Annotated in this window: 22 protein-coding genes; 14 read left to right on the top strand and 8 right to left on the bottom strand. The window is 71.4% G+C overall.

The annotated features are described in order from the left end of the window. Positions 1-62: 62 nt before the first annotated feature. Complete coding sequence (locus B5D60_RS12060; protein WP_078700392.1) at positions 63-623, bottom strand: hypothetical protein; 561 nt, start codon at positions 621-623, stop codon at positions 63-65. Positions 624-729: 106 nt separating this feature from the next. After that, a complete protein-coding gene (locus tag B5D60_RS12055) occupies positions 730-1,059 on the bottom strand; it encodes a hypothetical protein (protein ID WP_078700391.1) in 330 nt (109 codons plus the stop codon). A 119-nt stretch (positions 1,060-1,178) separates the two neighbouring features. On the opposite strand from B5D60_RS12055, the gene B5D60_RS12050 reads away from it, so the two are divergent. From B5D60_RS12050 to B5D60_RS12035, 4 genes are read left to right on the top strand one after another with little or no spacing between them, the layout of a single operon-like run. After that, positions 1,179-3,158 carry an MFS transporter gene (locus B5D60_RS12050; RefSeq protein ID WP_078700390.1) on the top strand — a complete coding sequence of 660 codons (1,980 nt, stop codon included), beginning with the start codon at positions 1,179-1,181 and terminating at the stop codon, positions 3,156-3,158. After that, on the top strand, positions 3,155-3,697 hold the full coding sequence (locus B5D60_RS12045) for a TetR/AcrR family transcriptional regulator (protein WP_078700389.1): 543 nt from the start codon (positions 3,155-3,157) through the stop codon (positions 3,695-3,697). The genes B5D60_RS12050 and B5D60_RS12045 overlap by 4 nt, the downstream gene beginning before the upstream one ends. Positions 3,698-3,740: 43 nt before the next feature. Then, positions 3,741-5,408, top strand: a complete 1,668-nt coding sequence (locus B5D60_RS12040) for an ABC1 kinase family protein (RefSeq protein WP_078700388.1) — start codon at positions 3,741-3,743, stop codon at positions 5,406-5,408. A 27-nt stretch (positions 5,409-5,435) separates the two neighbouring features. After that, the gene (locus B5D60_RS12035) at positions 5,436-6,074 is read left to right on the top strand and encodes a DUF998 domain-containing protein (RefSeq protein ID WP_078700387.1); all 639 of its coding nucleotides are present in this window, start codon (positions 5,436-5,438) and stop codon (positions 6,072-6,074) included. On the opposite strand, the gene bluB is transcribed toward B5D60_RS12035, so the two are convergent. Beyond that, complete coding sequence (gene bluB / locus B5D60_RS12030) at positions 6,064-6,696, bottom strand: 5,6-dimethylbenzimidazole synthase (RefSeq protein ID WP_231948734.1); 633 nt, start codon at positions 6,694-6,696, stop codon at positions 6,064-6,066. The genes B5D60_RS12035 and bluB overlap by 11 nt on opposite strands. Before the next feature lie 103 nt (positions 6,697-6,799). Then, the gene (locus B5D60_RS12025) at positions 6,800-7,777 is read right to left on the bottom strand and encodes a YeiH family protein (protein ID WP_172806353.1); all 978 of its coding nucleotides are present in this window, start codon (positions 7,775-7,777) and stop codon (positions 6,800-6,802) included. Positions 7,778-7,847: 70 nt separating this feature from the next. Between B5D60_RS12025 and B5D60_RS12020 the strand changes: the two genes are divergently transcribed. Next, positions 7,848-8,750 (top strand): LysR substrate-binding domain-containing protein, encoded by a 903-nt coding sequence (locus B5D60_RS12020; RefSeq protein ID WP_078700385.1) that lies wholly within the window; start codon positions 7,848-7,850, stop codon positions 8,748-8,750. A gap of 3 nt (positions 8,751-8,753) precedes the next feature. Here the strand turns inward: B5D60_RS12020 and B5D60_RS12015 are convergent, their stop codons facing one another. From B5D60_RS12015 to B5D60_RS12000, 4 genes are read right to left on the bottom strand one after another with little or no spacing between them, the layout of a single operon-like run. Next, positions 8,754-9,764 (bottom strand): quinone oxidoreductase family protein, encoded by a 1,011-nt coding sequence (locus B5D60_RS12015; protein WP_153302997.1) that lies wholly within the window; start codon positions 9,762-9,764, stop codon positions 8,754-8,756. Positions 9,765-9,775: 11 nt separating this feature from the next. After that, positions 9,776-10,480 (bottom strand): SDR family NAD(P)-dependent oxidoreductase, encoded by a 705-nt coding sequence (locus tag B5D60_RS12010; RefSeq protein ID WP_078700383.1) that lies wholly within the window; start codon positions 10,478-10,480, stop codon positions 9,776-9,778. Beyond that, on the bottom strand, positions 10,477-11,334 hold the full coding sequence (locus B5D60_RS12005; RefSeq protein WP_153302996.1) for an ABC transporter permease: 858 nt from the start codon (positions 11,332-11,334) through the stop codon (positions 10,477-10,479). Before B5D60_RS12005 ends, B5D60_RS12010 begins: the two co-directional genes overlap by 4 nt. A gap of 5 nt (positions 11,335-11,339) precedes the next feature. After that, entirely contained in the window at positions 11,340-12,170 is an 831-nt protein-coding gene (locus B5D60_RS12000) for an SDR family NAD(P)-dependent oxidoreductase (protein WP_078700381.1), read from the bottom strand. Between the two features lie 230 nt (positions 12,171-12,400). Between B5D60_RS12000 and B5D60_RS11995 the strand changes: the two genes are divergently transcribed. From B5D60_RS11995 to B5D60_RS11955, 9 genes are all read left to right on the top strand, one after another. Beyond that, positions 12,401-13,228, top strand: coding sequence for an ABC transporter ATP-binding protein (locus tag B5D60_RS11995; RefSeq protein ID WP_078700380.1), 828 nt, complete (start codon positions 12,401-12,403; stop codon positions 13,226-13,228). Continuing rightward, positions 13,225-14,013 carry an alpha/beta fold hydrolase gene (locus tag B5D60_RS11990; RefSeq protein WP_078700379.1) on the top strand — a complete coding sequence of 263 codons (789 nt, stop codon included), beginning with the start codon at positions 13,225-13,227 and terminating at the stop codon, positions 14,011-14,013. The genes B5D60_RS11995 and B5D60_RS11990 overlap by 4 nt, the downstream gene beginning before the upstream one ends. Positions 14,014-14,043: 30 nt before the next feature. Then, the gene (locus tag B5D60_RS11985; protein ID WP_078700378.1) at positions 14,044-15,966 is read left to right on the top strand and encodes a flavin-containing monooxygenase; all 1,923 of its coding nucleotides are present in this window, start codon (positions 14,044-14,046) and stop codon (positions 15,964-15,966) included. Continuing rightward, entirely contained in the window at positions 15,963-16,811 is an 849-nt protein-coding gene (locus B5D60_RS11980) for an alpha/beta fold hydrolase (protein WP_078700377.1), read from the top strand. The genes B5D60_RS11985 and B5D60_RS11980 overlap by 4 nt, the downstream gene beginning before the upstream one ends. Continuing rightward, a complete protein-coding gene (locus B5D60_RS11975; protein ID WP_172806352.1) occupies positions 16,801-17,622 on the top strand; it encodes an SDR family NAD(P)-dependent oxidoreductase in 822 nt (273 codons plus the stop codon). Before B5D60_RS11980 ends, B5D60_RS11975 begins: the two co-directional genes overlap by 11 nt. 70 nt (positions 17,623-17,692) lie before the next feature. After that, positions 17,693-18,619: a LysR family transcriptional regulator gene (locus B5D60_RS11970; protein WP_078700375.1), complete on the top strand. Its 927-nt coding sequence runs from the start codon at positions 17,693-17,695 to the stop codon at positions 18,617-18,619. A 135-nt stretch (positions 18,620-18,754) separates the two neighbouring features. Then, positions 18,755-20,965: an acetate--CoA ligase family protein gene (locus B5D60_RS11965; protein ID WP_153302995.1), complete on the top strand. Its 2,211-nt coding sequence runs from the start codon at positions 18,755-18,757 to the stop codon at positions 20,963-20,965. Next, the gene (locus B5D60_RS11960; protein WP_078700373.1) at positions 20,965-22,497 is read left to right on the top strand and encodes an acyl-CoA carboxylase subunit beta; all 1,533 of its coding nucleotides are present in this window, start codon (positions 20,965-20,967) and stop codon (positions 22,495-22,497) included. The genes B5D60_RS11965 and B5D60_RS11960 overlap by 1 nt, the downstream gene beginning before the upstream one ends. Then, positions 22,479-23,864, top strand: a complete 1,386-nt coding sequence (locus B5D60_RS11955) for an acetyl-CoA carboxylase biotin carboxylase subunit (RefSeq protein ID WP_197684313.1) — start codon at positions 22,479-22,481, stop codon at positions 23,862-23,864. Before B5D60_RS11960 ends, B5D60_RS11955 begins: the two co-directional genes overlap by 19 nt. Positions 23,865-23,870: the final 6 nt, after the last annotated feature.

Raw genomic sequence — 23,870 nt, 5'->3', positions numbered from 1 at the left:
ACGGGACAACTCTCGCACGAGAAAGGCGGCCCCAGGTGGGATGGGGCCGCCTTCCTGCTCTCTCAGAACCGCGAGAAGGGCTTCGGCGTGGCGTAGCCGAAGGTGGCGTTCTCGGCGAATGCGTTCACGCCGAACGTGGCGTTGAGCGCCCCGGCGGCGGTGTCGGTGAGCGTGAGCCTCACGGCGCCGAGGTCACGGCGATCCGACCTGCGGATCTTGAACAGGTCGACGCGACCGACGTTGCCGACCGTGCCCGAGACGTTGCCGCTGACGCGCTGCCGCGCGAGGTCGATGTTGAAGTCCGACACCGTGATCGTCGAGGCGCCGGCGCTCAGGTTCAGGCCACCGCTGTGCTTGATCTGCAGGCCCTTCAGGCGGTACCCGGTGATCGGGAACGACGCGGCCAGCGTGCCCTTGTAGGCACCGGCCTTGGCGCCCTGGACCGGCGCGGGAGTGATGCCGGCGCTGCCGATGAGCTCGTACACGGCCGGAGCGACCGCGACGCGCGTGTAGCCGACCTTCTTGGCCGTGCTCTTCGACGCGGCGTGTGCGGGTGTACCCATGGCGGTCGCCATCCCCAGACTCAGGACGACCGTCAGCAACGCGAGGATTGCCTTCTTCATGATGTTCCCCTTTTCAGCGGCCGGAGCTTCCGACCTCCTGAGGGGGCTTCGGAGACCTCGCCGATCCGGATGGGAACGCGTCCGAGGGCTGGGATCTCGGGGCAAATCAGGCGCGATGCGCCTTCCAGATTCCCATCATGAACAGGCTGATCGCCGACGCGATGGCGAGGGCCGTCCAGGCGGCCACCGGACCCGAGACGTATCCCGCGCGGGCGGGTCCCATGCTGAGGAGCGCCACGAGCGCGGCCCCCCACGCCACGAGAGCGACGACGAAGCCGACGCCGAGGATGATCCCGCCGAGCCGGGGTGGCTTCGTGCCCTCGAGATGCGACTGGTCCTGCGGCTGCCCGACGTGCGGGACGTGAACGTGCGGTAGGTGGAGGTGCGCGGTGGCCATGATGCTCTCCGTTCGCTCGAGGTCGGCATCGACCTTCATTCGACTGTACGCCTGCAACTCCGGGACGACAACGGCCTCGGCGCGGCCTCGCGGCGAGCGCGAGAACCTGATTGACTAGGGCGTGAACAAGCGTTCACGCCCTTCCGAACGGACCCTGAGTGACTTCCTCCCCGCCCTCCGCGGCCGCGGCGCAGCGCCCCGCGCCGCCGGCGCGCAGTGCCGCGCTGATCGTGACGACGCTGTCGCTGTGCGGCATCGTCGTGTCGCTGCAGCAGACGCTCCTGCTGCCGCTGCTGCCGATGCTGCCCGACCTCGTGGGCGCGTCGGCCGACGACACCTCGTGGCTGGTGACCGCGACGCTGCTCACCGGCGCCATCGCCACCCCGACCGTGACGCGACTGGCCGACATGTACGGCAAGCGCCGGATGATCGTGCTCGCGCTCGGGATCTCGGTCCTGGGCTCCATGGTCGGCGCGCTCAGCGATGATCTCGCCCTGCTGATCTTCGCCCGCGCCCTCCAGGGCGTCGGCACCGCCGTCGTCCCCGTCGGCATCGCGATCATGCGCGACGAGCTGCCGCGCGAGCGGATCCCCCTCGGCGTCGCGCTGATGAGCGCCACGCTGGCGATCGGCGCCGGGGTCGGCCTGCCGGTGGCCGGCCTGATCTCCGAGCACCTCGACTGGCACGCGATCTTCTGGGTGACCGGCGCCGTCGGCCTGGTCCTGCTCGTCGCGGCCATGGTGGTGCTTCCCGAGTCCCCCGTCCGCACCCGCGGCACGTTCGACATCCGCGGGGCCGTGCTGCTCTCCGGCGCCCTGACCGCCCTCATGCTCGCCATCTCCAAGGGCTCGATCTGGGGCTGGGGCTCGCCGACGACGCTCGGTCTCGTCGCCGGCGGTGGCATCCTGTTCGCGATCTGGGTCCCGCTCGAGCTGCGCACGCCGAGCCCGCTGGTCGACCTGCGCGTCTCGTCGCGGCGCGCGGTCGTCCTGGTGAACTCCGCGTCCGTGCTCATCGGCTTCGCGATGTTCGCCAACATGCTGCTCACCACCCAGCTCCTCCAGCTCCCGGAGGAGTCGGGGTACGGGCTCGGGCTCGGCGTCCTCGAGACCGGATGGTGGATGGTCCCCAACGCAGCGGCCTTCGGCCTCATGGCGCCCGTCTCGGCCTGGCTCACACGGCACTTCGGTCCGCAGGTCACGGCCCTGTCCGGCTGCCTCATCATGAGCGTCACGTACGTCGCGCGCGTGTTCCTCAGCGACAACCTGACGCAGGTCGTGATCGGCTCGGTCGTGGTCGGTGCGGGCACGGCGATGGTCTACGGCGCGCTGCCCACGATGATCATGCGCGCCGTCCCCGTGACGGAGACGGCCTCCGCGAACGGCCTCAACGTCCTGCTGCGCTCGATCGGCACCACGACCGCCAGCGCCATCGTCGCGGCCGTCACGTCCGCCTCGATCGTGACGATCGGTGGCGAGGAGGCGACGAGCGAAGGCGCGCTCAAGCTGCTGTTCTGGATCGCGGCGGCCGCTGCGGTGCTGAGCGCCGCGGTCACGTTCCCGACCCTGCGGATGCCGGACTTCGCACCCGAGGCCGACCGGTCCGGGACCGCGACGACGAGCCGGCCCACGCGTGTGGTGCGCGGCCGCGTCGTCGACGAGCACGCCCGGCCCGTGCGCAACGCCGTCGTCACCGTGCTCACCACCGAGGGCGCCGCTGTCGACTGGGGCCAGGCCGACTCCGAGGGGCAGGTCAGCGTCGCCGTCCCGGGGCGTGGCGACTACTTCGTCGTGACCTCCGCCGACGGCTGGCAGCCGCGGTCGCGCATCGTGACGCTCGACGACGACTCGCGGTTCCCGCCCCTCGTCCTGCGCCACCGGCTGACCCTCGAGGGCACCATCAGCGACACCGACGGCGCCCCGATCGCCGACGCCCTGGTCATCCTCACCCACCACGCCGGCGAGGCCGTGCACTCCACACGCACCGACGAGCACGGTCGCTACGCGGTGCCGCGTCCTGCGAACGGCCGCTACGTGCTGAGCGCCATCGCGGACAACGGCGCCACGGGGGCCCGCCCCGTCACCATGTGGGAGGCCAACCGCACCGCGGACCTCACGCTGGGAACCCCGCTCGCATGACGGCTCCGGATCCCGCGGACCTGCGGGCCGCCGTGTGGCGAGCCGCCGCCGAGCTGTTCGCGCGCAACGGCTACCCCGAGGTCACGATCCGCGCGATCGCGGCCCGCGCCGGCACCTCCCCTGCGCTGGTCATGAAGGTGGCCGGCAGCAAGGAGGAGCTCTTCCACCGCACCGCCACGATCAGCGCACCGGTCCTGCCCGACGTCCCCCTCTCGCGGCTGGGACCGGCTCTCGTCACCGAGCTCGTCGACCGCCAGCGGCGCGGAGACCTCGAGCACCTGGGGCGCGCGATGATCCTGCGGGTCAACGCTCCCGACCCCGAGTGTGTGCGGGCGAAGTTCCTCAGTGGCTACGTCGAGCCGCTGACCAGGCTCCTCGAGGGCCCGCGCCCGGAACTGCGGGCCGAGCTGGCCGTCGCGGCCCTCCTGGGGCTGGCGACCACGCTGCGCTTCTTCGAGTCCCCCACCCTCCTCGCCGACCTCGATGCGGCGGAGGCGGCGTACGGACCGATCGTCCAGAGGCTCCTCGACGGCGCGTAGGGGAACCGGCGCGCGCGCCGGCCAGTACCGGCATGCTTGCGCCATGACGATTCTGGACGACAACCGGTACGTCGCGCTGGCTCGACTCGTGCGACGCCACGGCAGGTCCGACCTCCTCGCCGGCGCCCAGCTCGACGAGTTCGACATCGACGACGAGACTCCCCTCGGGGACGCCGAGCGCGCGGAGGCCTTCGCCGACGACCTCGAGCGGATGGGTCCGACGTTCATCAAGCTCGGCCAGCTGCTGTCCACGCGCTTCGACCTCCTGCCCGCGTCGTACACGACGGCGCTGGAGCGGCTGCAGGACGAGGTCGACCCGATCGACTTCGAGACCGTCCGCGAGGTCGTCGAGACCGAGCTGGGCGCCACGCTGAGGGAGCGCTTCAGCGAGTTCGACCCCGAGCCGCTGGCCGCGGCCTCCCTCGGCCAGGTCCACCGGGCGATCCTGCGCAACGGCCGCGAGGTCGTGGTGAAGGTGCAGCGGCCGGGGGTGCGCGAGGTCGTGCGCGAGGACATGAAGGTGCTCGGCCGGCTGGCCCGGCTGGCCGACAAGCGCACCGAGGTCGGCCACCGGTTCGGCTTCGGGCGCCTGCTCGACCAGTTCCGCCGCTCCCTGGCCGGCGAGCTCGACTACCGCCGCGAGGCGCGCAATCTGGTGACGTTCGGCGAGCTCACCGCCGCGTACGACCTGCTGCTCGTCCCGCAGCCCGTGCCGGCGTACACCACCTCGAAGGTCCTGACGATGGACTTCGTGCAGGGCCGCAAGGTCACCGACATCGGCCAGCTCGGCCTGGTCGACCTCGACGCCCGGCCCATCGTCGAGCAGCTGTTCAGCGCCTACCTGCGCATGATCCTCGACGCCGGCATCCTGCACGCCGACCCCCACCCCGGGAACCTGCTGCTCACCGACGACGGCAGGCTGGCCCTGCTCGACCTCGGCATGACCGCGTCGGTCCCGCCGCGCGTCCAGCACGACATCATCAAGCTGCTGCTGGCCATCAGCGACGGCGACGGCGAGGAGACCGCCTCCATCCTCGCGAGCATGGGACACCCGCTGGACGGGTTCGACGCGGGCGCCTTCCGCGACGACGTCTCGCACCTGGTGTCCGAGGCGATCGCCAGCGGCGCCGACGTCGCCGTCGGCGCGGTGCTGGTCGACCTGAGCCGGCTCTCCGGAGCCCACGGGCTGCGCCCTCCGGCCGAGATGTCGATGGTCGGCAAGGCACTGCTCAACCTCGACCGCTCGACGTCGCACCTGGATCCCGGCTTCTCCCCCGCCGAGGCCATCCGCGAGAACGTGAGCGACATCTTCACCGCCGGACTCACCATGACGCCGGGCGGGATCGTCGCGGCCGCGATCGAGTCGAAGACCTTCGTGGCCGAGCTGCCGAAGCGGGCCAACCGGATCATGGACGCCCTCGCCGAGGGCGAGTTCCGGGTCAAGGTAGACGCGATGGACGAGGAGCGCCTGCACATGGTCCTGCAGCGGATCGCCAACCGCCTGACCCTCGGCATCATCATCGCGGCCACGATCCTCGGCGCGGCCCTGACGATGCGCGTCCCGTCGGCGTGGACGCTGCTGGGCTACCCCGGTCTGGCGATGCTGCTGTTCCTCTTCGCCGTCTGCTCCGGCGTCGCCCTGGCCGTCTGGATCCTCATGACCGACCGCAAGGTCGCCCGCACGCAGCACCCGACGGGGCCGCCCTCCTGAGGCGCGTGGCCCGACTACGGTGGGCGAATGCCGACCGCCTCCCGCCCACGCCGGTTCGCCGCGGACCGCGCTGCTCGCTGGGGCGCCTTGGCGCTGGTCGTGCGGCCGCTCTACATCGGCACCGAGATCCTCGTCGCGGCGGCGACGATCGGGGGCTACGACTTTCTCGCGGACACGGTCAGCCGGCTCGGCGAGATCGGCTGCTCACCTGACTTCTGCTCCCCCCGGCACGCGTGGATGAACGGATCCTTCGTGGTCTTCGGCGTCCTCCTGACCGGGAGCGCGGTGTGGCTCGCGCGACGCCTGGGGCCGTGGGCGGCGGGACTGCTGGTGATCGCGGGACTGAGCTCGATCGCGACCGGCCTGACGCCCCAGGACCAGGCCGGCGTCGCCCACGCGATCGCCGCGACTCCCCTCTTCATCGCCCAACCGGCGGCGCTGCTGGTGCTGGCCGCCCGGGTCCGAGGAGACCACCCGCACCTGTCGCGCCTGCTGTTCGCGACCGGCGCGATCACTGCTGCGGCCGCCGTGGGATTCGTCCTCGCCGGGGAAGGTGACGCGGGCCTGCTCGAGCGCCTCGCGTTGTGGCCCGTGGTGATCGCCCTGTCCGCGTTCGGCGTCGCCGAACTTCGTTCCGGACCATGGACGCGCTGGCCTACGCCCTGAGCCGGTACGTCTCCTCGTGCACCACCTCCTCGAGTGGCGACCGGTGCCGCCACCCGAAGCGTTCGAGGTCGGGCACGTCCGGGAGGTCGTCGACCGCCCCGACGCACAGCCAGGCCACGGGTCGGACGGGAGCCGGGAAGCCGACCAGGTCGGCCAGGAACTCCTCGCGGTAGAAGCTCACCCACCCGACGCCGAGGCCCTCGGCGGTCGCCGCGAGCCAGAGGTTCTCGATCGCGCAGACCACGGAGTAGAGTCCCGCATCTGCGATGGCATGGCGCCCCAGCACGTGGGAGCCGCCGCGGTCGGGGTCGTAGCCGACGACCACGCCCAGCCCTGATTCGACGATCCCGTCGATCTTGATCCGGGCGAACGTCTCCGCTCGCTCGCCGTCGAGCGAGCCGGCGAAGACCTCGCGCTCCTGTGCCACATGGTCGCGGAACGTCTCGAGCGTCCGCCGGGACCGGACGAGCACGAAGTCCCACGGCTGGCTCATCCCCACGCTTGGCGCGCAGTGGGCCGCCGCCAGGACCCGATGGAGCGCTTCCGGATCCACCGGCTCGCCGGTGAACTCGCGGCGGGTGTCGCGGCGCCGATTGATCACGTCGTAGAGGTCCCTCACCACGTGCCGCTCCTCTCATGGCCTGGCCCACCCCGCCCCAGGGCCCCAGGACGCTCGGAGCACGGCCGGCCCGACGAGGGTAGCGGTGCAGCCCGCGGAGCGTCCGTCAGACCAGGACCGCGAGCAGGGCCAGCGAGGAGCCCGCCGCGATGGCCGTGGAGAGCGTGGCGAGCAGCAGGGCGCGACCGGGGACGGGCCACAGCTCCCGCATCCGGATCCCGAGCCCGAGCCCGAACATCCCGGCTGCCAGGAGCACGTTGGTCACCACGCCCGCGACGGTGAGCGCGGACTCCGGCAGCACACCGGTGCTCCGCAGGGCGACGGCGGCGATGAAGCCCACGACGAACCACGGCAGCAGGGGCGCCTTCGGTGCGCCCTCGACCGCGCAGCGGCGGGCCACGAGGATCGACATGGGCGCGAGCATGGCGACCCGCCCGAGCTTCACGGTCGTGGCCAGCGCCACGGCTCCGCCGCCGAGGACGGATCCGGCGGCGACGACCTGGGCGACCTCGTGGATGCTGGCGCCGGCCCACACGGCCGCCTGGGCGTCGTCGAGTCCGATCAGGTGCGCGGCCCACGGGACGAGGGCGATCATGATCGAGCCGAAGACGGTCACCAGGGCCACCGCCAGGGCGACGTCGCGCTGGCGGGCTCGGACGGTGTCGGCGACCGCAGCGATCGCGGCCGCGCCGCAGATCGAGAAACCGGCCGCGAGGAGGGTCACGAATCGCGGTTCGAGGCCGAGCCGCGTGCCGATGGCCAGGGTGCCGTAGTAGGTGATCAGGACGGTGCCGATCACCACGACGACGCCGCCCACCCCGATCCCGAACACGGCGTCGATCGGCAGCTTGATGCCGAGCATGACGACGCCCCAGCGCAGCAGCAGCTTCGTGAGCCGCTCCTGGTCGTGGAGGATCCGGTGCCGGGCGAGAGGCGTGTTCGTGACGACGACGCCGAGCACCAGCGCGACCAGGAGCGGGCTCGCGAGGGGGAACATCAGGTTCACCCCGGCCGCGATCGCGGCCGCGACGAGCGCGGGCGCGAGCCGGTATCCCGAGGTCCGGGCGTCGAGGGTGAGGGCCATGCTTCGACCATCGCCGAGTGCGGTCCGCTGCAGTAGACCCCGCGATCGACGTGGGATATAAACAAAGGTGATGACTCCCGACGTCGACATGGAGACCCTGCGCCTGCTGGTGGATCTCGCCGAGCTGAACAGCCTCAGCGCGGCGGCCCAGGCCCGGGGCATCAGCCAACCCGCCGCGAGTGCCCGGCTCCGCTCGTTCGAGGCCCGCTGGCGGGTGACCGTCGCCGACCGGTCGCCCCGCGGGACGGCCCTGACGACCGACGGGCTCGCGATCGTCTCGTGGGCCCGCACCGTGCTGCACGAGGTCGACCTCATGCGCGCCGCGCTCACGGCGCTGAGCGACGAGCGGCACGCCGAGCTCGAGGTGGCCGCGAGCCTGACCATCGCCGAGTTCATCCTGCCCCGCTGGCTCGGCGAGCTCCGCAGCCGATCGGTGGTCGTCCGGCCCCGGCTCCACGTCGTCAACAGCGAGAAGGTGGCCGAGCTCGTCCGGTCGCGCACGGTGGACGTCGGGTTCATCGAGAGCGCCGCCGTCCCCCGCGACCTGGCCCACCGGCTCGTCGGATCGGACCAGTTGGCCGTGGTCGTCGACCCACGCCACCCGTGGGCCCGGCGCAGCACCCCCGTCCCGCACGAAGCACTGCGGAACGAGGCGTGGGTGCTGCGCGAGACCGGCAGCGGGACCCGCAGCACGTTCGAGCGCGCGCTGAGGTTCGAGCCCCACCTCGCGATGGAGGCCGACTCCACCACGGCGCTGATCGGTGCCGCGCGAGCCGGGGTCGGCCCGGCCGTCGTCTCCCGGCGCGCCGTCGCCTCCGAGCTCGAGACCGGACGGCTCGTCGAGGTCACCACCGACCTCGACCTCTGGCGGCCGCTGACCGCGATCTGGCTGATGGAGCGGCGCCTGCCGGACTCCGTCGACGCACTGCTGCGCATCGCCCGCGCCGGGACGACCCGGCGACCCTCGACGTAGGACTCAGTCGGGTACGAGCGTCAGCTTGCCCGTGTGCGAGCGGTCCGACATCGCCGCGTGAGCCTCGGCTGCCTCAGCGAGCGGCAGCCGGTGGACGACCGGGTCCGCCAGCGCGCCCCGGGCCCAGAGATCGAGCACGTGGGCGACGGCGTCGGCGACGAGCCCACGGTCCCGGGGATCACGCGAGTCGACGAGGGCGCCCCTCGCCAGCCCGCGCAGGTCGAGCTGCCGGGGAATCACCGCGCGGTAGAGGTCCAGGTCGATCGGCTCGCCGGCGGACTGCCCGAAGCACACGGCGCGACCGCCGGGGCGCAGCAGCGACAGCCCCTCGGCCAGCACCGGCCCGCCGACCCCGTCGATCAGGAGGTCCGCCCCGCGGTCGAGCCAGAGGTGCAGGTCGTCCGTCGGGTAGTGCGGCTGGTAGCCCAGGGCGACCGACGCTCCCGCGGCCCTGGCGAGGTCGAGCTTCTCCTGCGTGCTGGCCAGGGCGATCACCTCGGCGCCGGCAGCGGCCGCCAGCTGGACGGCGGCCAGCCCGACGCCGCTGCCCGCGGCGTGCACCAGGACCGTCTCGTGCGGCCGGAGGCCTCCCCGGTCGTGCAGCGCCATCCAGGCCACCGAGTAGGCGACCGGCACGGCGGCGGCAGCCACCACGTCGATGCCCTCCGGCAACGGCAGCAGCATGTCCGCCGGGACGAGCGCGTACTCGGCGTAGGCCGCGTGGGCATGGACCGCCACCACCGGGGTGCCGGGAGCCAGCACGCGAGGATCGCGCGCCAGGGAGGCCGCACCCGGTCCCACGGAGTCGACGTGACCGCTGAGCTCGAAGCCGGGGACGAACGGCAGGCGCAGCGGGACGGGGTAGTGCCCCGAGCGCATCCTGGTGTCGGCGAGATTGACGCCCGCGGCCGCGACACGGACCAGGACCTCGCCCGGCCCCGGCCGCGGCACGGGGAGCTCGGTCACCCGCATCACCTCGGGTCCGCCGAACTCGGTGATCTGCACTGCCTTCACGACACCGGCCCCTAGTGCTTGAAGGAGCCGCCGTCGACGACCAGGGTCTGGCCGCTCACGAAGCTCGCGCCCTCGGAGAGGAAGAAGTCGACGGGTCCGACGAAGTCCTCGACCGTGGCCGAGCGCTGGATGGCCCGCGTCTGCAGGTTCGCCGGCTCGGCGAAGGACAGGTGGGCCGACAGCGGCGTCAGCACGAAGCCGGGCGCGACCACGTTCACGGTGATCCCCCGTCCGCCGAGCTCGGCGGCGAGGCTCTTGGTCAGGCCGATGACCCCCGCCTTCGACGCGACGTAGGCCGCCATCCCGCCCGGACCCTTCAGCGCGGTGCCGGACGAGAAGTACACCCAGCGGCCGTCGTCGTGGACGAGCGGCCCGAAGTACTGGCCCATCGCGATCGCACCCACGAGGTTCACGTCGATGGCGCGCTGCCACTCGGCCACGTCCATGTCGGCCAGCGGGCCCACCGACGTGGCGACCCCGGCGCAGTGGACGACGCCGCTGATGCTGCCGCCGGTCAGCTCGCGCACGGCGTCCGCGGCCTTCCGCACGCCCTCGGCGGAGGCGAGGTCACCGATGACCTCGGTGACGTTCTCCGGCAGCTCGTCCATCGGCGCGCGGTCGATGCTGACGAGGGGCCGGAGCGGCGCCAGGTGGCGGACGATCGCCGCGCCGATCCCGGAGCTCCCGCCCGAGACGACCAGCGGAGCCGCGCTCACTTGGACCGGTTCCGGACGACGCGCTCCAGGTGGGAGATCGCGTAGTCGAGCGACATCGCCATGAAGCCCATGGCCAGCAGGACCGCGAACGACTCGGCCACCTGGAAGTTGTTCGTCATGACGACGAGGCGCTGGCCCAGGCCGGAGTACGCGCCGACCATCTCGGCCAGGACCGCACCCAGGACGGAGTAGACCGCACCGAGGCGCAGCGCGCCGATGATCGTGGGCAGGGCGCTGGGCAGCTCGATCTTGCGGAACCGCTGCCACGGCGTCAGCGACAGCGACCGGCCCAGCATGTTGACGTCGTGGTCGATCCCGCGCAGGGCGCCGCTCGTCGCGGTGAGGAGCAGGAAGAACACGACGCTGGCGGCCACCAGCGCCTTGGGCGTGAAGCCCAGGCCGAACCACAGGATGAAGATCGGCGCGAGCGCCGGGCGGGGCAGGCTGTTGAACAGCGTGAGGAACGGGCCGGACGCCCGCTCCAGCACGGGAACGTGCGTGAAGACGACGCCGACGAAGATGCCGAGCACGGATCCGACGGCCAGGCCGACCATGGCTCCGCTGAACGTGCTGAGGGCGTCGGTCCAGAAGGTGGGGTCCTGCACCTCGTTGAACGCCGCGATGACGACGTCCTTCGGGTGCGAGATCATCAACGGATCGATCCACGCGTTGTTGCTGGCCATCGCCCACAGGCCGATGAACACGACCAGGGCCACGATCCGCAGGGTCCACGTCAGGATGAGGGCACGCCGCTCCCGCCTGCGCCGCTCGGCGAACATCTCCTGGCCCACGGCGGCCGCGATCGTCGTGGACTCGACCTCGTTCGTCGGCGGATTCTCCATCGTGGTGGACATGGTGGTCACTCTCCCTGCTCGGGTCGGATGAGGGCGAGCTCGGCCGGGCTCGAGATGGGAGGCCCACCTGCCACCTTGATCGTCTCGCCCGTGATGTAGTCGGCGTCGTCGGACGCGAGGAACAGGCACATGCTGGCGATGTCCTCGGGCCGGCCCACGCGGGGACGCGCGCTGAAGGACGCGATCCGGCGCTCGAGGTCCGGGTCGACGAACCGCGAGGCCTGCGTCTGCACGGCACCGGGCTCGATGCAGTTGACGCGCACGTTCGCCTCGGACCACTCCCACGCCATGGTGCGCGTGAGGGACGACAGACCCGCCTTCGCCGCGGCGTAGGCGCCGCGGAGGGGATGGGCGTAGTTCGCGGAGACGGAGCCGATGTTCACGATGGCACCGCCGCCGTGCTCCTTGAAGACCTCGTAGGCGGCGCTGGCGAGGTGGAACGGCCCCGAGAGGTTCGTCTCGATCGTGGCGTTCCAGGCGTTGACCGACAGGTCCTCGAGCCGCGCCGCGAAGTTGCCGCCGGCGTTGTTGACCAGGATGTCGAACGATCCGAACTCCTCGACGGCGGCGTCCACGATCGCGCGGGACGTGCCGGGATCGCGCATGTTCCCGCTGACGATCACGCTGCGCCGGCCGAGCTCGGTGACGCGCCCGGCCACCTGCTCCAGGGCCTCGACGTTCCGGCCGTGCAGCACGACGTCGGCGCCGGCGCGGGCGAAGGCTTCGGCGATCGCCGACCCGATTCCCCCGGAGGCTCCCGTGACGACCGCGCAGCTCCCGGTGAAGTCGAAGGTGGCGGTCCCGGTGGCGGTCCGGTCCATGGTGCGTTGCGACATGCGTCTTGCCTCTCGAAAGGTCGATGTGTGAGTAGCGTCACCCTGCCGAACGCCGAAGAGCAAGCGAACCGGTCCTATCGGGGCGATAGACCAAACGGGCCGTTCCAGCCTTGACTCATGTGATGCGGATCACCGAGCGTTCAGGGTGCAGGGACACGGACGAGATCGACGCCACCGACGTCGCGTCCCAGCCCCGCTCGACACCATCTGCTCAGGAATAGGCACGCACCATGACGAAGACGGAAACGGCAGCTCGAGGGCAGCGGATCACCTTCAGCCAGGTCCACCACAGCTTCATCCACGGGGACCGCGCGGTCCCCGTCCTGGAGGACTTCACGCTGGACATCCCTCCCTCGCAGTTCGTGAGCATCGTCGGGCCCTCCGGCTGCGGCAAGACCACCGCGCTGTCGATGACCGGCGGCCTCGTGCACCCGCGACGCGGCACGGTCAAGATCGGCGAGAGCACCGTGTCGCACACCTCGCGCGACGTGGCGTTCCTCTTCGCGCGTGACGCCCTGCTGCCGTGGCGCAGCGTGCGGTCCAACGTCGAGATCGCCATGGAGGTCCACGGCGTCGACAAGAAGGAGCGACGCGAGCGGGCCGACGCCTGGCTGCGCCGGGTGCGGCTCGACGAGTTCGCCGAATCCGACGTCCTGCACCTGTCGCAGGGCATGCGCCAGCGCGTGGCCATCGCCCGGACGCTCGTCCAGAGCCCCAGCGTCGTGCTGATGGACGAGCCGTTCGCGGCCCTCGACGCGCAGACCCGCGCGCTCCAGCAGGAGGAGTTCATCTCCCTGTGGGAGGCCGAGCGCCCGACCGTCATCTTCGTGACGCACGACCTCGAGGAGGCGATCCTGCTCAGCGACCGCGTCATCCTCATGGCCAGCCGCCCCGGACGCATCGTGGCCGACATGGCCATCGAGCTGGAGCGGCCCCGCTCGCAGGAGATGCGCGGCGGCGCCGAGTTCCGCTCCTACTTCATGGACCTGTCGGACCGCCTGCGCCACGAGGTCGACAAGGTCGACGCCGCCGTGATGAACATGAGGAAGAAGTCATGACCACCGTGCCGGCCGAGCAGGTCGCGCTGGAGGGCGTGAAGGTGGCGTACCGCGTGTACGGCACCGGGGAGCACCTCGTCACGTGCCTGCACTCGCTCGCGCTCGACGGATCGTGGTGGGAGCCGCTGGCCGACGCGCTCGGACCCGACTATCGCGTGCTCGCCCCGGACCTGCGCGGTCACGGCGACACGGCCGCGAGCGACCTCGACCTGCGCGCGATGGCCGCCGACGTCGTGGCCCTGTGGGACCACCTCGGCATCGAGACCTCGCCCGTCGTCGGCCTGTCCATGGGCGGGATGGTGGCCCAGGCGCTCGCGGCCGACGCGCCGTCGCGCGTCTCGCACCTGGTGCTCATCGCGACCGCGCACCGCTTCGACGACGCGGCGCTCGAAGGCGCCCAGCACCGCATCGACGCGGTCCTCTCCGCCGGGAGCCTCGCCCTGATGGCGGACGCGCTCATCGACCGATGGTTCGGTGCCGGCGCGAGCGACCTCACCGACGCCCGCGCCCAGCGCGCCCACGCCCGCCTGCTCCGCACCGACGCGAAGACCCACGCCGGGGTCCTGCGCGCGATGACGCAGGTCAACGACGTCCATCCCCACTCCACGCCCCCGACACTGCTGATCTCGCCCGAGGACGACCTCAGCACGCCGCGCTCGACGATGCAGGCCCTTGCCGCCGCCTACGGCGACGCCCGGCTGGAGAGCGTCCCGGGAAGCCACCTCGCACCGCTGTCCCATCCCGAGCCGGTCGCCGCCCTCCTGCGCGACTTCCTCGCCTCCTGATCCCCTCCCGTCTGCCAGTTCGGAGTCTCCGTGAGCACCACCACCCCCGTCTCGACCACCGTCCTCGCCGGCCTGGAGGAGCACGTCCACGCGGCTGCCGTGCCCACGCTGGTCCTGCTCGCCGCCCACGTCACGGGCGACCTGTCGCTCCTGCGACCCGAGTGGAAGCCGTCCGCGGCCGTGCTGCCGCAGTCCGGGCTGGATCCCGCGACGGACGAGGAGGCCCGCGCGGTGTGCGCCGCCCGTCTCGCCGAGGCGATCTCGTCGGGCGAGCCCTGGCCCAACCAGCCGACGGAGGAGTTCCTCCGTGCCGTCGCCGACTGGGCCCTGGACTCCGACGACGATGACATCGCCGCGCTGCTCTCGGTGGCGTTCGTCGCCGAGGGGACCGATCCCCGGGCCCCGCGTTGGACGATCGACGAGGTGGCGCCGGACCGTCCCTTCCGCGCCATCGTGATCGGCTCGGGGATCGCCGGCCTCATGGTCGGCCTGCGCCTGAAGCAGGCCGGCATCGACTTCACGATCTACGAGAAGGCGCCGCACATCGGCGGCACGTGGTGGGAGAACACCTACCCCGACTGCCGCACGGACGTGCACAGCCACATCTACACGTACTCGTTCCAGGCGCACGACTGGCCGTCGTACTTCGGCCGGCAGGAGGTCATCCTCGACTACCTCACCGACTTCGCGAAGAACAACGGCCTGCTGGAGCACATCCGCTTCAACACCGAGGTCAGCGACGCGACGTGGGACGAGCAGTCGTCGCGCTGGAACGTCGGCATCATCGACCCCGACCGGAAGGCCGCGGTCGAATCCGCCGACATCCTGGTGAGCGCCGTGGGCCAGCTCAACCGTCCGATGATCCCCGACCTCCCGGGCCTGGACGGCTTCTCCGGTCCGGCGTTCCACTCCGCCGAGTGGGACCACTCGATCGACTTCACGGGCAAGAACGTGGCGGTGATCGGCACCGGCGCCAGCGCCCTGCAGTTCGCCCCGACGCTGGCGAGGCAGGCGGCGAAGGTCACGATCTACCAGCGCAGCGCCCCGTGGCTCATGCCCACGCCGGAGCTGCGCCAGGAAATCGGTGAGAGCGAGCGGTGGCTGCTGAACAACCTGCCGCTCTACCGCTCGTTCTACCGCTTCACGATCTTCGTGCCCCGGGCCATCGGCCAGCTGGACGCCGCAACCGTGGACCCGAACTACCCGCCGACGGAGGTCGCGGTCTCCGAGGCCAACGAGCGGCTGCGGGTGCTCCTGACGGGGTACCTCACCGAGCAGGCCGGCGACCGCACCGACCTGCTGCCGAAGATCATCCCCGACTACCCCGCCGGCGCGAAGCGCATCATCCGCGACGACGGCACGTGGGTCGCGACGCTGAAGCGCGACAACGTCGAGCTGGTCACGTCGGCCGTCTCCGGCATCACCGCCGACGGTGTCGTCGCCGACGGGACCGAGCGCCCGGCCGACGTCATCGTCTTCGGGACGGGCTTCCGCGCCTCGGACTTCCTGACGCCCATGACCGTCACGGGAGCCGGCGGCAAGGACCTGCACGACGCCTGGGGCCTGGACGCCTGCGCCTACATGGGCCTGACGATCCCGGACTTCCCCAACCTCTTCTGCATGTACGGGCCGAACACCGGCCTGGTGCTGCACGGCAACGTCGTGTTCTTCATGGAGTGCCAGGCGAACTACGTCGCGAAGTCCGTCGAGCTCCTGCTGCGTGAGGACGTGCACTCCATGTCCCTCACGCAGGAGAAGTTCGAGTCCTACCGGGACGAGATCTTCGCGGCCAGTGCCCACCGCGTCTGGGAGTGGTCCGGCACGCACAGCTGGTACCAGAACGCCGCCGGCCGCTCGACGATCATGTGGCCGCTGCCCACGTGGGACTACGTCGAGGGCACCTCCGAGGTCGACCCGTCCCACTACACGCTCAACGAACGGAACCACCGATGATCAGCACCGAGACCGTCCTCGTCAACGACCTGGAGACCCGCTTCCTCGAGGGAGGGTCCCCGGACAACCCCACCGTCGTGTTCCTCCACGACGGCGCGTGGGGCGCCAGCTCCGACGTGACGTGGGGCGACGTCCTGCCGCTCGCCGCCGAGAGCTTCCACGTCGTCGCGGTGGACATGCTCGGCTTCGGCGGCAGCGCCAAGGCCGTCCGGCTCGACCAGGCGCCGTTCGGCTTCCGCCTGCGCCACGTGCTCGCGCTGCTGGACCGGCTCGGCGTGACCGAGCCCGTCCACCTCGTCGGCAACTCGTTCGGTGGCTCCGTGGCCCTGCGCGCCCTCACGGTGCCGGAGCTGCGCGATCGCATCGCGTCGGTGACGACGATCAGTGGGACGGGCGGCCCCTGGCGGACCGCGGCCGGTGCCGCGCTCGGCCGGTTCGACGGCACCCGCGAGGACACCGCTCGCATCGTCGGCCTGCTGTGCGACGACTTCGAGGGACTCGAGGACCAGGTCGACCGACGCCACGCGTGGGCCAAGGCCCCGGGCCACTTCGCGGCGACGATGGCGATCCACACCCCCGTGCCCGAGCCGCTGAAGTTCCAGCCGCCCGCCGACTCCTTCCCCGCGAGCCTGTCGGGCGTGGACACGCCGGTGCTCCTGTTCGAGTGCGTCCGCGACGCCCTCGTCGAGCGCGGCTGGACCAAGCACCTGGTCGACGTCCTGGAGCACTGCGACGTCGTCGAGATCGACCACATGCACTCGCCCAACATCAGCCATCCGCAGGAGACGTGGGCCCACATCGAGGGCTTCCTCGCCCGGCAGGCGGACCCGGTTCGTGCACGCTGACCCGCACGCCCCGCGGCCGGTCGAGGACGTCGACCACACGTCTCTCTTCCGGCTGGACGGGCAGCACATCGTCGTCATCGGCGCGGGCGCGGGGATCGGCGAGCACGTCGCCACCACGATCACCGCGCTGGGCGGCCATGTCCTGTGCGTCGACATCGACGGCGACGGCGCCCGGGCCGTGGGCGAGCGGCTCGGCGCACCCTGGCTGGTGGCCGATGCGACCACGCCCGACGGCGTGGCGCAGATCGGAGCGGCCGTCGACCGCGAGTGGGACCGGTGCGACGGCTACGTCGACGTGATCGGCCAGCAGACGCGGCGACGGCTGCCGGAGTTCACCCTCGAGGAGTGGGATCGCGACTTCCGCGTCAACGTCCTGCACGCGTTCCTGCTCGCCCAGGAGCTGATGCCCCGCCTGGTCGCGGGCGGAGGCGGGGCCGTGGTCCACCTGAGCAGCACCAACGCCACCCTCTCGGGGCACCACTCCCCCGGCTACGGTCCGGCCAAGGCGGCACTGGAGATGTGGGTGCGCGAGCTGGCGACGCAGTACGGGCCCTCCGGCGTGCGGGTCAACGCGGTGGCGCCGGGCCTGTTCCTCTCGCCGCGCTTCGTCGCGTCCGGTGGTCACCTGGCCGAGCAGCTGGGCGCCAACACCCCGCTGCGGCGGCTGGGCCAGCCTCACGAGGTGGCGGCCACGGTCGCCTTCCTGCTCACCCCCGGGGCGGGGTACGTCACCGGGGCGGTGCTCCCGGTCGAGGGAGGCCTGTTCGTCACCGATCCCTCCGGGCTCAACGATCTGACGCCCGAGGACTGACCCGGCTCGAGGGCCTCGCGCCGGCGCTCCCCTCGTTCCCATTCACCCCACCGACTGGCAGGATCATGACGTGAGATTCGAGCAGTTGCGGTACCTCGAGGCGGCCGTTCGGACGGGGTCGTTCCGCCAGGCCGCCCGCGAGCTCGGGGTCTCCCAGCCCACGATCACGAACCAGATCCAGCGACTGGAGGAGGATCTCGGGGTCGTCCTGATGTTCCGCGGATCGCGCGGGGCCACCCCGACCGAGGCCGCCGAGCGGATGCTGCCCCACGTGACGGCGGCGATCCGGGCCGAGGACATGCTGCGCCAGGAGGCCAGCGCCATGGAGACGCTGAAGGTCGGCAACGTCAGGCTCGTCACGGTCGCCACGGGCAGCAGCGTGCTCCTGCCCCCGGTGATCCGCCAGATGCACGACCAGCACCCCAACATCCGCTTCGACGTGAACGAGGGCGGGTCGGAGTCCGTCCTGCAGGGCGTGGCCCGCGGGACGTACGACATCGGCCTGGCCGTCCGGATCGAGGCGCTCGAGCAGCCCGACGAGTACGACCAGCTCCAGGTCATCGAGCTGCTCACCGGACGACTCGTGCTGTGCGTGCCCGACGCCCACCCGCTCAGCCAGTCCGAGGACTTCCAGTTCTCCGACCTCGACGACGAGCCCCTCGTGTTCATGGGCCAGGGCAGCATCCTGCGCACGGCGATGGAGAAGCTCATGGAGGGCTTCGAGGCCCGCGTCGTCTACACCGCCCACAACGCCGAGACCGCCCAGCACATGGTGCGGGCCGGTGTCGGCATCTCGATCGCCAACTCCCTCGCGCTCTCCACCCGGTCGGGGGACGGCGTCACGCTCATCCCGATCAACGAGCCGTGGGCGCGCACCAAGCTGGTCGCGGTGCTGCGCAAGGACGAGCACCGTTCGCCGGTCGTGCAGACCCTCCTGAGGCTCATCAAGAAGAACGCCGAGGCCCACTCGGGCGCGCGTCCTTCGCCCATGCTCTGAGCCTTCGCCGATAGGTGTTGCGCATCACACCGACAGGCCGCGCGACCTTCCTCTGCCCGGGGTTCCGCACGAGAATCGAGGCGGAGCTGACCAAGGCTGTCAGCCCCACCATCTCGCAGCGAACGAAGGTGTGTCGTGCCATCAGAAACTCTCGATTCCCAGGTCGGTGACCTCCTGCGCCAGGCGGTCGAACGCGTGGGGTCGCAGGCCGACGGTCCGCGGATGATCGACGAGGCCACGGCCAAGTCGATCCTGGCCGCCGCCGGCATCGATGTGCCCGCCGGCCGGACCGGGGACGACCCGGAGCTCCTGCTCGCCGACCTCACCGGACCGTTCGTGCTCAAGGCGGTCTCCCCCACCCTGATCCACAAGTCCGACGCCGGTGGCGTCGCGGTCGGCCTCGCGGCCGACGAGGTGCGCGCCGCCGCCAAGACGATGCGCGAGACGGTCTCCGCTGCCGGGCACGAGGTGTCCGCCTTCCTGCTCGAGGAGATGGCCGCCGGTCCGCACGAGGTCGTCGTGGGCGCGGTGCGCAACCCCGGTGTCGGCTGGGTGGTGATGGTCGGCCTCGGCGGCGTCTTCGTCGAGGTGCTGCAGGACGTGGCCTTCGGCGTCGCTCCCCTCGTGCGTCCGCAGATCGTCGAGATGATCGACGAGCTCCGAGGCCTGCCGCTGCTGCAGGGCGCTCGCGGCAGCGAGCCGGCCGACCTCGACGCCCTCGTCGGGCTGATCGAGGCGCTCGCCGGACCCGGTGGCCTGCTGGACCTCATGCCGCCGCAGGTCACCGAGATCGACCTCAACCCCATCAAGCTCGGTGCCCGCGGCGCTGTCGCCGTGGACGCGCGCTTCGTCGTCGACCCGACCGCGACCGTGACCACGGACCGGGCCCTGACCCCCGTCCCGCCCACCGACTTCAGCGCCCTCTTCCAGCCGAAGGCCGTGGCCGTCCTGGGTGCCAGCACCCGCGCGGTCAACGCCGCGAACCTGTTCGTGCGTCACCTGCAGACGTCCGGCTTCTCCGGCCGGATCGTGCCGGTCCACCCGAAGGCCGACGAGGTCGAGGGCATCGCCACCGTCCCGTCGCTGGCCGACGCCGGTGCGATCGACTACGCCTTCGTGGCCCTGCCCGGCGCGAAGGTCGCCGAGGCCCTGTCCCAGTCCGTCGACGGCGTCGCGTTCGCCCAGGTGGTCTCGAGCGGGTTCGCCGAGGTCGCGGGGGGCGAGCAGCTCGAGCGTGAGCTGGTGGAGTCGGCACGCCGGCAGGGGACGCGCATCATCGGCCCGAACTCCCTGGGCACCCACACGTCACGCGGCGGCGTCGGCTTCATCCCCAACGCGCCGTACGAGCCCGGCGGCGTCGCGGTGGTCTCCCAGAGCGGCGGTCTGAGCGTCGACATCCTGCGCCTCGGCTCCGCGTCCGGCGTGCACTTCCACTCCGTCACGAGCATCGGCAACAGCGCCGACGTGACTCCCGCCGAGATGGTGGGTCACCTCCTCGACCTGCCGGAGGTGCGCGTCATCGGCCTCTACCTGGAGTCCCTGGAGCGGGCGCGCGAGGTGCTCGAGCTCGTCACGAGCGACCGCCTCGTCACCAAGCCCGTCGTGCTGCTGGTCGGAGGCCGCAGCGCGGAGGGCTCGCGGGCCGCCGCCAGCCACACCGGCGCGTTGTCCGGCAACCATCGCCTCTGGCCCGCGCTGGCGCGCCAGGCCGGCCTGCGACTGGTCGACTCGCTCGACGACTTCCTCTCGGTGCTGCTGGGATTCGACGTCGCCAAGCCGTCGGTCCGCGTCTCGTCCCGCGACGTGGTGCTGTTCGGCAACGGCGGTGGCGCCAGCGTCCTGGCGACCGACGCACTCGCCCGGCACGGCCTGGTCACCCCCACGCTCGCCCCCGAGGTCGTCGCGGCGCTCGAGGCGTTCGACCTGCCTCCGGGCAACGGCCTGACCAACCCGGTCGACGTGCCGGCGGGGACCCTCGCCGTCCGCAGTGGTGCGGTCGCCGACGACATCCTGCGCACGATCCTGGCCTCGACCGAGCCTGCCGTCGTCGTGACCCACCTCAACGTGGGGATCATCCAGCGCAACCTGGAGGAGACCCACGGCGACGTCACCGGACGGATCATCGAGACGGTGGCCCGGCTTCAGGCGGAGACCGAGACCACGCACCACCTCCTCGTCCTCAAGGGCGACGGCAAGAGCGACATGGAGGAGCGCATCGGCGAGTACGCCCGCCGCGCCCGCAGCCTCGGCGTCGCGGCCCACCGCCAGTTCGAGGCGGCCGCGGTCTCCGCCGCCGCACTCCTCGCCGAACCAGCACCGACGACCAGCCCTCAGGAGAACCTCTGATGCCCCACTCCGAATTCGCCTCCGCCCACGAGGAGCGTCGTGATGCCGCCCTCGCGATGGGTGGCCCCAAGAAGCTGCAGGCCCGCGCTGACAAGGGCGAGCTGAACGCCCGCGAGCGCGTGGACGTGCTGTTCGACAAGGAGTCGTTCCGCGAGAGCGGTCTGTTCGCGACCTCCCAGTTCGACTCCGACCGCCACGCGACGCCGGCGGACGGCAAGGTCACCGGAACGGGCGAGATCGACGGCCGCACGGCGGGCGTCATCGCCTACGACTTCACGGTGAAGGGCGCCTCCAGCGGCAACGTCAGCAACAAGAAGATGGCCTACATGAAGGCCATGGCGGCCCAGCGCGGCCTGCCGCTGGTCTACCTGGCGGAGTCCACCGGCGTCCGCATGCCCGACATCATGGGCGGCACCGGCATGGGTGGCGGGAACGAGAAAACGCGCTTCCTGCGCCGCCGCGAGAGCCCGTGGGTCTCCGCTGTCTTCGGCTACGCCTTCGGGTCGGCCGCCTGGCACACGGTCTCGTCCGACTTCGCGGTGTTCCGCAAGGGCGCGGTCATGGCCGTCTCGAGCCCCGGGCTGGTCAGCCGCGCGACGGGTCAGACCGTGGACCGCGAGGAGCTCGGCGGCTGGAAGGTGCACTCGCGCATCACCGGCTTCGCCGACGCCGTGGCCGACTCCGATGAGGAGGCGATCGAGCTGGTGAAGACCTTCCTGTCGTACCTGCCCTCCCACAACGGCGAGGCGCCCCCGGTCGCAGCCGTGTCGCCGGGCTCGGGCCAGAAGGCCCAGGAGCTGACCGAGATCGTCCCGGTGTCGCGAGCGCAGGTCTACGACATGCGCAAGGTCGTCGACATCATCGCCGACACCGACTCCGTCTTCCCCATCAAGGCCGCGTTCGCGAAGAACATGATCACGAGCCTCGTGCGCATCGACGGTCGCAGCGTGGGCGTCGTGGCGAACAACCCGATGTTCAAGGGCGGCGCGATCGACACCGACGCGATCGACAAGGTCATCAGCTTCCTCGTGCTGTGCGACTCGTACAACATCCCGCTGGTGTTCCTCGTCGACCAGCCGGGCTTCCTGATCGGCCTGGAGGCCGAGCACGGCCGGGCCGCCGGCAAGATCATCAACTGGATGAACGCCCTGGCGCTGGTGACGGTGCCCACCGCGACGGTCATGCTGCGCAAGAACTACGGTCAGGCCTACGCCAACATGGGCGGCGGCCTCACCACGGACGCCGCCGCGGCCTGGTGGACCGCCGAGATCAGCTTCATGGACCCCCGGTCCGCCGTCGGCGTCGTCCACGGGATCGACCCGGACAAGGATCCCGAGGCGTTCGAGCGCCGCTTCGACGAGATGGCGCGGGAGTCCACCGGCTACGACGCCGCGCGCGTCTTCGGCGTCCAGGAGGTCATCGACCCGGCCGACACCCGCCGCTTCCTCATCGACTCGCTGCGTGACCACCAGCTGCGACGGACCCACGGCGTGGGCGAGCACCTGCTCAGCTCGTGGCCGACGAGCTGGTGAGCGCGATGTCCCAGCTCCCCCAGCGCGTCCTCGTCGCCAACCGCGGCGAGATCGCCCGACGGATCATCACGACGGTCAACCGTCTGGGCCTCGACTCGATCGCGGTGTACGCCCCGATCGACGCCGGCCTGCCGTTCGTGGCCGAGGCGTCCGAGGCGTTCGAGCTCACCAGCGACCACCCGGTCCGGGGCTACCTCGACGGCGCGCAGATCATCGCGCTCGCCCTCGAGTGCCGCGCGGACGCGATCCATCCGGGCTACGGATTCCTCGCCGAGAACGCCGACTTCGCGCAGGCCGTGGAGGACGCGGGCCTGACCTGGATCGGCCCTTCGCCCGAGGTGATGACCGCGATGGGCGACAAGATCCGCGCCCGCAGCTTCGCCGCCTCCGTCGGCGTGCCGATCAGTGGTGGCGGCGACAGCCTCGAGACCATCGACGACGCGCTGGCCGCGGCGGCCGGGCTCGGGTACCCGGTCATGGTGAAGGCGTCCGGCGGTGGCGGCGGGATCGGCATGGCCGTCGCGCACGACGCGGAAGCGCTGGAGAAGGTCTTCGCCTCGACGAAGGCCATGTCCGAGCGCAGCTTCGGATCGGATCGCGTCTTCGTGGAGAAGTACCTCGCTCGTGCGCGTCACGTGGAGGTGCAGATCGTCGCCGACGCGTTCGGTCGCGTCGAGGCGCTCGGCGAGCGCGACTGCTCGCCGCAGCGACGGCACCAGAAGGTCGCCGAGGAGTCCCCCGCACCCCACCTGAGTGACGACGTGCGTTCGCGAATGCACGCCAGCGCCGTCGACCTGGCCAAGGGCATCGGCTACCGCAGCGCGGGCACCGTCGAGTTCCTCCTCGACGCCGAGACCGAGGAGTTCGTCTTCCTGGAGATGAACACCCGCATCCAGGTCGAGCACCCCGTGACCGAGCTCGTGTGGGGCACCGACCTCGTCGAGCAGCAGCTCGCCATCGCCGGGTCGGGCCACTTCACGGCCGACTTCGACCCCCGCCCGCAGGGGCACGCGTTCGAGCTGCGGATCTGCGCCGAGGACCCGGTGCGCCTGTTCCCCAGCCCCGGCTCGATCGACGTGTGGTCGCTGCCGTCCGGCGAGGGAGTCCGCGTGGACTCCGGCTTCGCCGCCGGCACCGAGGTCACCCCGTACTTCGACTCGCTCGTCGCGAAGCTCTGCGTCGTCGCGGCCGACCGGCCGAGCGCGCTCGCCCGGCTGCGGGAGGCGCTCGACGCCACCGAGATCTCCGGTGGGCTGCAGACCAACCTCGAGTTCCTGCGTCGACTCGTGGACTCGCCCGCGTACGACACGGGCCGGTACGACACCCAGCTGGTCACCCAACTATTGAGCGCGCGTCCCGCGCGATGAACAGGA

Origin of the sequence: Aeromicrobium choanae (assembly GCF_900167475.1) — a bacterium.
Lineage (GTDB): Bacteria > Actinomycetota > Actinomycetes > Propionibacteriales > Nocardioidaceae > Aeromicrobium > Aeromicrobium choanae.
The sequence above is the reverse complement of the archived record's forward strand: the minus strand, read 5'-3'. Positions and strand labels throughout refer to the sequence as shown.

Bases quoted from the DNA above. Each gene is read 5' to 3' on its own strand.
- B5D60_RS12060 (WP_078700392.1), bottom strand. From the start codon at position 623: ATGAAGAAGGCAATCCTCGCGTTGCTGACGGTCGTCCTGAGTCTGGGG.
- B5D60_RS12055 (WP_078700391.1), bottom strand. From the start codon at position 1,059: ATGAAGGTCGATGCCGACCTCGAGCGAACGGAGAGCATCATGGCCACC.
- B5D60_RS12045 (WP_078700389.1), top strand. From the start codon at position 3,155: ATGACGGCTCCGGATCCCGCGGACCTGCGGGCCGCCGTGTGGCGAGCC.
- B5D60_RS12040 (WP_078700388.1), top strand. From the start codon at position 3,741: ATGACGATTCTGGACGACAACCGGTACGTCGCGCTGGCTCGACTCGTG.
- B5D60_RS12035 (WP_078700387.1), top strand. From the start codon at position 5,436: ATGCCGACCGCCTCCCGCCCACGCCGGTTCGCCGCGGACCGCGCTGCT.
- B5D60_RS12025 (WP_172806353.1), bottom strand. From the start codon at position 7,777: ATGGCCCTCACCCTCGACGCCCGGACCTCGGGATACCGGCTCGCGCCC.
- B5D60_RS12020 (WP_078700385.1), top strand. From the start codon at position 7,848: ATGACTCCCGACGTCGACATGGAGACCCTGCGCCTGCTGGTGGATCTC.
- B5D60_RS12005 (WP_153302996.1), bottom strand. From the start codon at position 11,334: ATGTCCACCACGATGGAGAATCCGCCGACGAACGAGGTCGAGTCCACG.
- B5D60_RS12000 (WP_078700381.1), bottom strand. From the start codon at position 12,170: ATGTCGCAACGCACCATGGACCGGACCGCCACCGGGACCGCCACCTTC.
- B5D60_RS11995 (WP_078700380.1), top strand. From the start codon at position 12,401: ATGACGAAGACGGAAACGGCAGCTCGAGGGCAGCGGATCACCTTCAGC.
- B5D60_RS11990 (WP_078700379.1), top strand. From the start codon at position 13,225: ATGACCACCGTGCCGGCCGAGCAGGTCGCGCTGGAGGGCGTGAAGGTG.
- B5D60_RS11980 (WP_078700377.1), top strand. From the start codon at position 15,963: ATGATCAGCACCGAGACCGTCCTCGTCAACGACCTGGAGACCCGCTTC.
- B5D60_RS11960 (WP_078700373.1), top strand. From the start codon at position 20,965: ATGCCCCACTCCGAATTCGCCTCCGCCCACGAGGAGCGTCGTGATGCC.